This is a genomic window from Fischerella thermalis PCC 7521, from assembly GCF_000317225.1.
GTDB classification, from domain to species: Bacteria; Cyanobacteriota; Cyanobacteriia; order Cyanobacteriales; family Nostocaceae; genus Fischerella; species Fischerella thermalis.
This window is the reverse complement of sequence record NZ_AJLL01000087.1, coordinates 25,349-33,600: the sequence shown is the minus strand read 5'-3', so window position 1 is coordinate 33,600 and position 8,252 is coordinate 25,349. Positions and strand designations below refer to the sequence as shown.

The window sequence follows — 8,252 nt, the reverse complement described above, 5'->3', positions numbered from 1 at the left end:
CCCTCTCCTAAAAGGTGCTACGGTATAGCCAGAAGTCTGAAATAGCTTATGAACCCTGGTTTTACCCCACCTTTTACTCACGGTAGCCAAGGATATTGTCGGAAATTAGGTGGACGTTTCTCTAAAAACGCCTGTTTTCCCTCGGCTCCTTCTTCTGTCATGTAGTAAAGTAAAGTTGCATTACCAGCAAGTTCTTGTAAGCCAGCTTGTCCGTCACAATCAGCATTGAATGCTGCTTTTAAACAACGAATCGCAATGGGACTTTTTTCTAAAACTTCCTTAGCCCACTGGATGCCCTCTGCTTCTAGTTGTTCCACTGGCACAACGCAGTTTACCAAGCCCATTTCCAGCGCCTGTTCGGCATTATATTGACGGCACAGAAACCAAATCTCTCGTGCCTTTTTTTGTCCCACAATCCGCGCTAGATAGCTAGCACCAAAACCACCGTCAAAGCTACCCACTTTCGGACCCGTCTGTCCAAAAATGGCGTTGTCGGCGGCGATAGTCAGGTCACATATTAAATGTAGGACGTGTCCTCCCCCAATCGCATACCCAGCTACCAGAGCAATTACGACTTTTGGCATTGACCGAATTAGACGTTGCAAATCTAATACATTCAATCGGGGAATCCCACTATCATCTACATAACCTGCGTGTCCACGTACACTCTGATCCCCGCCAGCACAAAAGGCATATTTACCATCAGTATGCGGGCCATAACCAGTCAATAATACAACACCTATAGTAGTATCTTCCCGGGCATCACAAAAGGCATCGTATAGTTCAAAGATAGTTTTGGGACGGAAAGCATTGCGCTTGTGGGGGCGATTGATGGTGATTTTGGCAATGCCATCGGCTTTGTAATAAAGAATGTCTTCGTAGGTTTTAACGCTTTGCCAGTTAATTTGCATTGTATAGGGTGATATATTTTTGTAACCTGAGAATTTTATCGCAAGTTATTTGTCCCTAGCTATTTGAGCTATTCTATCGCTTAACTCTAGCCTTTGGATATCCTTGAAAATCCACTCTCAATTTTTCCCCAATACTTGTAAGCCAGGTATCTTGTAAGCTAATGGGGAGGGATTACGGAGATATTTTATGCTGGAGTCCTTTGAGATAAATAACTTTAGGCTATTTCAACACCTTGAACACTGGATGGAAATTATCAAAAAAGCTTATCTCTAAGCTAGACTCGTGATCATGACTTATTTGAATTCAGCTACTTTGCCCCAATCCATGATTCATGGTGCTTATCCTCTCAGTGTTGCACCGATGATGGATCGTACAGATCGTCACTTTCGGTATTTTATGCGGCAAATCACACGTCGCACTTTGCTTTATACCGAGATGGTGACAACTGCCGCGATTTTACATGGTGACAAAGAACACTTACTCGGCTTTTTCCCAGAAGAAAAGCCCCTTGTTTTGCAGGTTGGAGGCGATAATCCCAAGGAATTAGCTGAATGTAGCCGGATTGCTGAGGATATGGGCTACGATGAAATCAATCTGAATGTCGGTTGTCCGAGTAGTCGTGTCCAAGATGGCAATTTTGGGGCTTGTTTAATGGCACACCCGGAGAAAGTAGCAGACTGTGTAGCTGAGATGATTAATGCTACTCGTATCCCAGTAAGTGTTAAGCACCGCATTGGTATTGACGATCGCGATCGCTACGAAGATATGGAAAATTTTGTTCGCATTGTCTCACAAGCAGGCTGCCAACGTTTTACTGTCCATGCCCGCAAAGCTTGGTTACAGGGGTTAAGCCCGAAAGAAAACCGTGATATTCCACCCCTGCGCTATGGTGATGTGTATCGTCTGAAACAGGAATTTCCCCACCTATTTATCGAAATCAATGGTGGAATTCTTAACATGGAGCAGGTAAAAGAGCATTTACAATCGGTAGATGCGGTGATGATTGGGCGTGCAGCTTACGATCATCCCTATTTATTTGCCACAGCAGATAGTGAAATCTACGGCGAGGCGATGCAACCTCTATCTCGCCATGAAGTTGCTGAAGCGATGTTGGCTTATATTGATTACTGGGTGGCAAAAGGTCTGAAACTCAACAAAATTACCCGCCACATGTTGCAATTGTTTGCTGGACAACCGGGTAGTCGAGTTTGGAAGCGTCATCTCACGGAAAATTCCTGCTATCTGGGAGCAGGTTCTGCTGTGGTACAAGAGGCGTTAGCACAAGTTCCCAACTCGCCATTACTAGGAAATGTGCTTTCAGCCTGTTGATAAGGCTTGTGTTTGCAGCATCGACATCAAATCCTGAATTCCCTTTTGCAGATACCGTGTGACTGTCATTGGACTAGTGCCAATTTTCTTAGCGGCATCTTTGCGAGAAAGTTCTTTCAAGAAGACTAGTTCTACTGCCATACGGGGCTTTTCTTCTAACATGCTAATTGCCCCTTGTAGTTGTTGCCGTTCTTCGTGTTGTAGCTGTTGAGTGCCAGAACGAGGACAAGGAAGCGCCTCTCCCAAGGTGATTTGACAATCAATGTAGTTAACTACCGTGGCGTCTAAACTTAAAGGCATACGATTTTGAGCAGCTAATTTGGTTTCTTGCCACTCTTGCACAGATACCTTGAGTTGTTTAGCAATTTCTGTATCCTTAGGAGGACGACCTAAAATTTCCGCCAATTCCTTACGAACTTTTTGCCCCTCATTGTAGAGTTCTTGCCAACGACGGGGAATTTTTAATAGAGTACTGCGATCGCGCAAAAAGTGCAGCATCTCACCCCGAATATATGGGACAGCAAAGGAACTAAAAGCATATCCTTGGCTGGGATCAAAACGCTCAATTGCTCTGATTAAACCAAAGTAACCGATTTGCTCTAGGTCTTCATAAGGCTCATTACATTGATGGCTAAACTTATGAGCCATTTTCCGTACTAAGCCAGTATTTAATTTAACAAGCTGATTACGAAGTTCAATAGAAGGATTCTGATGGTATAACTGCAATAACTCCATACCATCAGGCCGCATAGAGGACTGACTTGTTTCCATAGAAATTCCTTTTTGGTAACTCCTATTCCCTAGAAAACGGAGTTGCGTAAAACTTCACTTAAGCTGTAATTATTTTCCTTAGGAACGGTTGGAGAAACCATTCGTTGTTTCACTGAACTTATGTAGGCTCTCAGTCCGTAGGTCAGTATTTACACGCATAATTTTTGTACCCATATCCGTTCGATACAGAGATGTTTTTGTTCACGGCAAGTTTTAGCGAGCATGTAACCCTTGTGCAGTGCGAAGTCATCAAAGACCTTGATCAATATGCCCAGCGCTTGCAAACACAATGTCTACGGATTCATTTCTCTAATTATGAGCTAAAAATCTAGGTAAGAATGGAATTAGTCAGTAAAATTCTCAAATGTAAAATATGAGCAATACTAGCAACTTCCGTGACGCCATCCGTGAGGCTAGAACTCAAGCCCTAGTCGGACCAAATGTCATAGCCAATGCTCTGCCTTATCTCGGAGGCGGTCTCATCTTAACAGCATTGGGAACCTATGGCGGTTTAGGAATTATCCGTGCTAACCCCGGATTGTTTTTTCCCACTTTCATCGGTGCGGTGATTGTGGAATTCATTTTGTTCTTTGTCGCCCAGAATGTTGCTGAAAAGGGCAAAAATAGCCTTGCACTGCCTCTATTAGCCGCCTATAGCCTTTTATCTGGTTATACTCTCAGTGGCTTGGTATTTGTGGCGCTCAGAACTGAGGGTGTAGGTATTCAAGGAATAGGTTTAGCAGCCCTTGGTTGTGGAATCACCTTTATCGCCGCTCGTCAGATAGGTTCAAATCTTTCTGACACTGACGGTATGGCTCTGACAAAAACCATCAATCTGGGTATTATCGCCCTAGTCGTAGTTGTCGGCTTGCAATTTGTCTTTGCTTTGTTTGGTGTCTATACTCCAGGCTGGTTAGAAATAGGTATTTCTGCTTTGGGTGTATTCCTATTTGCTGGAGCGTCTGTAGTTGATTTTTACATTCTGCCACGTACCTACCGCAATGACCAATACCTACCTGCGGCTTTGTCGATGTACTTAACTTACATCAACCTTTTCATCTTCATTCTGAGGCTGTTGATCGCCCTAAATGGTCGTGACTAAGTATATCTAGTAGAAAACCACTGTTTTAAGCTTTATGCCGTGGTTATCTTTCTGATAACTACGGTTTTTTGTGGCTTATATGTCTTAGTTATTAGTCACATTGGTTATTTGTTGGTAGTTGATCGGTGATTGTAATTTCCAACAACTAACAACAAGCAACATCAAAATGACTAATGAGTCTTTGTTGATTTGATACCTGTTTTCCGTTCTAAAATCCCCTTCAACACCAAAGTTACGACTGCAAGCAGTGCTAAGATCACAGCAGCTGAATAGGCTGCTTCTGTTTCATATTGTTTGTAAGCATCCTCTACAAATAGAGGTAAGCTTTGAGTTTTACCAGCGATGTTTCCAGAGACTACGGAAACAGCACCGAATTCACCCATTGCTCTGGCATTGGTTAAGATTAAGCCATAAAGCAAACCCCAACGGATATTCGGTAATGTCACACGCCAAAATGTTTGCCAGCTGTTTGCGCCCAAAGTTTGTGCTGCTTCTTCTTGATCGCTTCCTAACTCCTCTAACACCGGAATGACTTCACGGGCAACAAAGGGCATACTAACAAAAGCTGTAGCCAGTAACATCCCAGGGAAAGCAAAAATAATTTTGATCCCATGCTCTTGCAACCAGCCCCCAAACCAGCCATTTCGTCCGTAAAGTAGCACGATCATTAAACCAGCAACGACGGGCGAAATTGAAAAGGGTAGGTCTATGATACTCAAAATTAAAGTGCGACCAGGAAATTTGTGACGAGCGATCGCCCAAGCTGCACATAAACCAAATATAGTATTTACTGGTACAGCAATTAAAGCTAGTAGTACTGTCAGCTTGGCTGCACTCAGAAAATCCTCTCGGGTTAGGTTAGAAACAAACGGTCCGACTCCATTTTTAAATGCTTGGTAAAAAACGTTGACAGCAGGGATATACAGCATCAACGCTAAATACCCCAATGCAATCCCAATTAATATTACAGGAATGAAACTTTTTGTTTTGGTTGGTTTTTGTTTGTGGGGTTGTGGAAAAGACGCTTCTTCATTTAGTGTCATATCTTCTTGCCCAAGTTTGTAAGAAATTAATAGCTAGCAATATCAGCAAAGAAATAACCAGTAGCACCATGCCAATTACCGTTGCACCAGAATAGTCATACTGCTCTAGACGTTGGAAAATCAGTACGGGTGCAATCAAATCTTTGAAGGGAGTGTTGGAAGATATGATTACCGTCGAACCGTATTCGCCAACAGCACGAGAGAAACCCAAAGCTACACCTGTCAAAATTGTGGGAAATAACGGCGGTAAAATCACTTTCCAGAAAGTTTGCCATTGAGACGCACCTAAAGACCAAGCAGCTTCTTCGATTTCTTTTTCCATTTCCTGAAGCACAGGTTGTACAGTCCGTACTACAAAAGGCAGCGAGATAAAAATCATCGCCACAGCTACACCCAAGCTAGTAAAGGAAATCTTGATACCGAAGGGAGCGAACAGCGAACCAATCCAGCCATTATCACTGTAAACAGTGGCTAGAGTTAAACCTGCTACTGCTGTTGGCAATGCAAAGGGTAAATCCACGGTGGCATCAATAAATCTTTTGCCTGGAAAGTCATAACGAACTAAGACCCAAGCAATCAAAGTACCGAAAACACCATTGAGTAAGGCTGTCACCAATGCCGTCACAAAAGTTACGCTATATGCTGATAAGGCGATCGGACTAGTAGCAATTTGCCAAAACTCAGCTGGGGATTTAGTCGCTGCTTTAAAAAACATGGCAGTGATTGGGATGATCAACATCACTGTTAGATATCCCAAGGTAATTCGCCATGTCCAAGGAAGATGGAAAAATTGATCCAAAAACTTCTTCCATTCTGGAGTCTTGTTTCTAGCTTTTTGCTGAGGTGGTGATGAAGGAGAGGATACGGTCATGGGAATAGAAGGGAGACGAGGAGAATAACTAATGACTAATGACTATTGACTAACGTCTGATTTTGCCTTGGATTTGGTCAAAAACTGCTCCATCTTCAAAAAATTTCGTTTGCACTTCCGCCCATCCGCCATAGTCTTGAACGTTTCCTAAATTATTGACCTTCGTGTATTTATCAGCAAGCGCTTTAAGTTCTTTATTTTGGGCTACTGCTTCATCTAAAGGTCGAAATCCTAGTTTGGCGAACTCTTGCTGTGCTTCTGGAGTGAAGAGGTATTGAACAAAAGCTTCTGCTACTTCACGAGTACCGTGTTTATCAACGTTCTTATCCACCACTGCAATTGGATTGTCGATGGAAATATTCACATCTGGAACAACATAATCAACTTTCTCGCCCTTCTGTTGTGCCAAAATTGCTTCATTTTCGTAGTTAATCAAAACGTCTCCTTGACCCTGCTTAGCAAAAGCGTCAGTAGCTTCACGAGCATCTTTTGTTAATATTGGTACATTACTGTAAACTTTGGTCACATAGTCGAGGGCTTTGTCTTCTCCTCCCCCTGTTTTAATGACTGAGTTCCACAGTGCAAGAAAGTTCCAACGAGCAATACCTGAGGTTTTGGGGTCGGCAGTAATAACTTTAATATCGCCTTTTTCCAAATCTGCCCAAGTTTTGATATTCTTTGGGTTTCCTGGACGAGTGATGAGGGCTGCAACTGACCTAGAGACAACAGCATTATTGGGGAGTTCTTTTTCCCATCCAGGTTCAATCAGTCCAGCCTTCTCAATTTTTTGAGTGTCTAAAGCCAGCGCCAAGTGAACTATATCTGCTTCTAAACCATCGATGACTGCACGAGTTTGTGAACCAGATCCCCCATAGCTTTGTCTAAAAGTAACGTTTTGGTTATGCTCTTGTTTCCACTTTTCGACAAATTTGGGAATAATAGCATCGTGAGCAGCTTTAGTAACGGCAAAGGAAACGAGGGTTACTTCGACATCCTGTTTATTGTTCCCTGCTGCCACAGGATTTGCTGTAGGATTATCAGCAGTACCATTGCCATTGCCGCCAGAGCAGGAGGCGATCGCTACACTCAAGCTTACTCCAACTAAAGCAAGTGATAGAAAGCCTTTGATTGAGTTTACTCTTACCCTACTAGTGATTTTTAATAAGGTTTGTCTTGATTTTGTAATCACACGCTGCCACGAACTCATTCTATTTACCCCGTTTGCTTAAAAACTACTATTACTCGGTCGATTTATAGGATTTAATGGTTATTTGTGAGCTATATTACATGGGTGCTGCTTAAAAATCAAGAGAAGATCTACGCTTCATTGGTAGGGAAAGTGAGTATTACCTGATAGTTCAGCCTGCTAGCTAGAAAAGAGGGAACAGGGATTAGGGATTGGAGAAGAGGTTTTCAAGTTTGGTTGTGAGATTTTCTCATAAATAGCTGACTTGAAAGTCGGGAACTCTTAACGGGGAACGGGAAAAATTCCACTTTCATTCTTAGTGGTAAATTTTTTCATTGAGACTGCCCTCTGCCTTCTTCAATAAATCACATCTAACAAACTCTGCAACATTAAATAAACAGAAGTCGCCCCTGGATCTTGATGTCCTACACTCCGTTCTCCTAAATAACTGGCACGGCCTTTTTTAGCCTGCATTGGCGTTGTATCTTGCATCCCCTTCTCTGCTGCTGCTACAGCTTTTTGCATTGCTGATAATATATTTTCACCTGCTGCTACAGCTTGCCCAAAAACTGTCACTGCTGGCGATAAAGCATCCACCATCGTTTTATCACCTAGTTGCGCTTTTCCCCGCCCAACGACGCCATCTAACCCTGCTTGTAGGATCGCCAGCATATCTTGGTCACTTAATTCTTGTTTGTCAGCTACTACCGCGCTTGCTCGTAAAAATAATGTGCCATAAAGCGGGCCGCTTGCACCGCCAACTGTGGAAATTAGCGTCATGCTCACCATCTTTAAAATACTAGCGATGTCTTTATCTGTAACAGTTGGCAACTGAGTAACTACCTTTTTAAAGCCACGTTCCATATTTATACCGTGGTCAGCATCACCTATGGCTGCATCTAATTCTGTTAAATAGTCTTTGTTTTCTTCGACTACAATTGCAAAGGTTTGCAACCACTGTAAAATTTGCTCTTTTGTCACCATCTCCATACCTCCTGCTGAACGCAGATATCAAAGAAAAATATCCGAGTTTTTACG

8 protein-coding genes are annotated in these 8,252 nt (G+C 42.7%); 2 read left to right on the top strand and 6 right to left on the bottom strand.

Going from position 1 to position 8,252, the window contains the following annotated elements:
• Positions 1 to 77: 77 nt before the first annotated feature.
• Positions 78 to 911, bottom strand: coding sequence for a 1,4-dihydroxy-2-naphthoyl-CoA synthase (gene menB / locus UYK_RS0118225; protein WP_009453805.1), 834 nt, complete (start codon positions 909 to 911; stop codon positions 78 to 80).
• 289 nt (positions 912 to 1,200) lie between these two features.
• Here menB and dusA point away from each other — a divergent pair, with 289 nt between their 5' ends.
• Positions 1,201 to 2,241 carry a tRNA dihydrouridine(20/20a) synthase DusA gene (gene dusA / locus UYK_RS0118220; protein ID WP_009453804.1) on the top strand — a complete coding sequence of 347 codons (1,041 nt, stop codon included), beginning with the start codon at positions 1,201 to 1,203 and terminating at the stop codon, positions 2,239 to 2,241.
• Here dusA and UYK_RS0118215 read toward each other — a convergent pair.
• Positions 2,230 to 3,012, bottom strand: a complete 783-nt coding sequence (locus tag UYK_RS0118215; RefSeq protein ID WP_009453803.1) for an RNA polymerase sigma factor SigF — start codon at positions 3,010 to 3,012, stop codon at positions 2,230 to 2,232. The two genes, dusA and UYK_RS0118215, sit on opposite strands and share 12 nt — an antisense overlap.
• Positions 3,013 to 3,385: 373 nt before the next feature.
• On the opposite strand from UYK_RS0118215, the gene UYK_RS0118210 reads away from it, so the two are divergent.
• Positions 3,386 to 4,114, top strand: coding sequence for a Bax inhibitor-1/YccA family protein (locus UYK_RS0118210; protein WP_016871893.1), 729 nt, complete (start codon positions 3,386 to 3,388; stop codon positions 4,112 to 4,114).
• Between the two features lie 170 nt (positions 4,115 to 4,284).
• On the opposite strand, the gene cysW is transcribed toward UYK_RS0118210, so the two are convergent.
• The 4 genes from cysW to dhaL form a co-directional block, all read right to left on the bottom strand.
• On the bottom strand, positions 4,285 to 5,157 hold the full coding sequence (cysW, locus tag UYK_RS0118205) for a sulfate ABC transporter permease subunit CysW (protein WP_009453800.1): 873 nt from the start codon (positions 5,155 to 5,157) through the stop codon (positions 4,285 to 4,287).
• The gene (gene cysT / locus UYK_RS0118200; protein WP_026086506.1) at positions 5,144 to 6,028 is read right to left on the bottom strand and encodes a sulfate ABC transporter permease subunit CysT; all 885 of its coding nucleotides are present in this window, start codon (positions 6,026 to 6,028) and stop codon (positions 5,144 to 5,146) included. The genes cysW and cysT overlap by 14 nt, the downstream gene beginning before the upstream one ends.
• Before the next feature lie 49 nt (positions 6,029 to 6,077).
• Positions 6,078 to 7,235, bottom strand: coding sequence for a sulfate ABC transporter substrate-binding protein (locus tag UYK_RS0118195; protein WP_016871891.1), 1,158 nt, complete (start codon positions 7,233 to 7,235; stop codon positions 6,078 to 6,080).
• A gap of 336 nt (positions 7,236 to 7,571) precedes the next feature.
• Positions 7,572 to 8,198, bottom strand: coding sequence for a dihydroxyacetone kinase subunit DhaL (gene dhaL, locus UYK_RS0118190; RefSeq protein ID WP_026086505.1), 627 nt, complete (start codon positions 8,196 to 8,198; stop codon positions 7,572 to 7,574).
• Positions 8,199 to 8,252: the final 54 nt, after the last annotated feature.